This window comes from Pseudomonas sp., from assembly GCF_049645325.1.
Taxonomy (GTDB): domain Bacteria; phylum Pseudomonadota; class Gammaproteobacteria; order Pseudomonadales; family Pseudomonadaceae; genus Aquipseudomonas.
Genome location: NZ_JBARTQ010000154.1, coordinates 1 through 1,777, shown reverse-complemented (window position 1 = coordinate 1,777; position 1,777 = coordinate 1). Strand labels below are relative to the sequence as shown.

At 62.0% G+C, this 1,777-nt stretch carries 1 protein-coding gene and 1 pseudogene; both read right to left on the bottom strand.

Translation table 11 applies throughout. The features are described from left to right. Positions 1-274 (bottom strand): annotated as a pseudogene (locus WBB95_RS06805) (malto-oligosyltrehalose trehalohydrolase); the annotation flags it as partial. Positions 275-293: 19 nt separating this feature from the next. Next, positions 294-1,775, bottom strand: coding sequence for a glycogen synthase GlgA (glgA, locus tag WBB95_RS06800; protein ID WP_424486868.1), 1,482 nt, complete (start codon positions 1,773-1,775; stop codon positions 294-296). Positions 1,776-1,777 lie beyond the last annotated feature (2 nt).

Below are 1,777 nucleotides of genomic sequence, written 5' to 3'. Positions count from 1 at the left end.
GGCTCCAACCGTGTACGTCCAGGGCCTGGGCCCTGGACGCCGGGTCGGGAACATCCATCACGCCGTCAATGTTGTAGCGGTAGCGAGTGCCCGCCGGGCACTGTATTTCGGTTTCAAACCAGCCATCTGCCTGGGGCAGCATGGCGATCGATTTGCCATCTTCCAATTCAACGCTGACATAAAACGCGTCTGGCGCCCACAAGGCAAAACGCGTGTGTTGCGCGTCCAGCATGATTGCGCCGTGGGGCCAGGTTTCCAGAGTCCGTAACGGCATCTATAGAGACCTCCCTTGATTATTTAGCGGCTTTCCCCAGTGCTTTGGCGACGAGCTGTTCGTACAGTTCGGCGTAGGGTTCCACCGCCTGGCACCAGTTGAACGGCTGAGTCATCGCGCGGCTGCGCATGGCATTGAGCAGGCCGGTGTTGGCGAACACCTTGAAGGCACGGCTCAGCGCTTCTTCGTAGCTTTCGACGGTAGATTCATTGAACAAGAACCCGGTGACGCCATTTTCGATGGTGTCTGCCAGGCCACCGGTATTACGCGCCACCGGCAGCGAGCCGAAGCGCTGGGCGTACATTTGGCTCAAGCCGCACGGCTCGTAGCGAGACGGCATTAGCAGAAAATCGCTGCCGGCGAACATGCGGCGTGCGTCGGTTTCATTGAAGCCGATGCGCACGCCCACCTGGCCCGGAAAGCGCAGCGCCAGTTCCCGCATGGCCTGTTCTTCTTCGGGCTCGCCGCGACCGATGATCGCGATCTGGCCGCCGTTCTCGACGATAAAGCTGGCCACGGCCTCGGTGAGGTCCAGGCCTTTTTGATACACCAGGCGCGAAACCACTGCGAACAACGGGCCGGTGGAAGGGTGCAGGCCGAAGAGCTCGCGCACGTGCTCGGCGTTGATCGCCTTGCCTTCCCAGTCGCCGATGTTGAAGTTATGGGTCAGGTGCGTGTCGGTGGAGGTTTCCCAGCTTTCATCAATACCGTTGGGAATGCCACTGAGCAGGCCTTGCTGGGTCTTGCTGGCCAGAAAGCCATCGAGGCCGCAGCCGAATTCGGGGGTGGTGATTTCCTGGGCGTAGGTCGCGCTCACCGTGGTGATATGGCTGGAATACGCCATGCCGGCCTTGAGGAACGACATCTTGCCGTAGAACTCCATGCCTTCCTGTTGCAGGGCATGGGGCGGAATGCCCAGCTCTGGCGTGGATGCCAGGCTGACCACGCCCTGATAAGCCAGGTTGTGAATGGTGAACAACGTGGGCGTGCGCGACCCACGCCAGTGCATGTACGCCGGGGCCAGGCCAGCGGGCCAGTCGTGGGCGTGCACCAGGTCCGGGCACCAGTGGATTTGCGCGAGGTTGGCGGCCATGTCGGCGGCGGCCAGGCCCAGGCGGGCGAAGCGGATATGGTTGTCGGGCCAGTCGCGGCCGTTGTTGGCGCCGTAGGGCGTACCTTCGCGCTCGTAAAGCTCGGGGCAGATCAGCACGTAGATAACCAGGCCGTCCTTGAGGTCCATGCGCCCGATCTTGCACGGTGGCAGCGCGGCGTGGCCGCCCAGCTCACCGATGATGTGAATAGGGTTGTCGCTTTCCATCACCTGCGGATAGCCCGGGATCAGCACCCGTACGTCGTGCAGGTGGGCCATGGCACGGGGCAGGGCAGCAGAAACGTCGCCCAGGCCGCCGGTTTTCACAAGGTCGGCAAATTCAGAGGTGACAAACAGGACTTTCTTGCGATTCGGGTTCTGACTCACGATCGGCCGTGCAGTGTTGGGCAGGT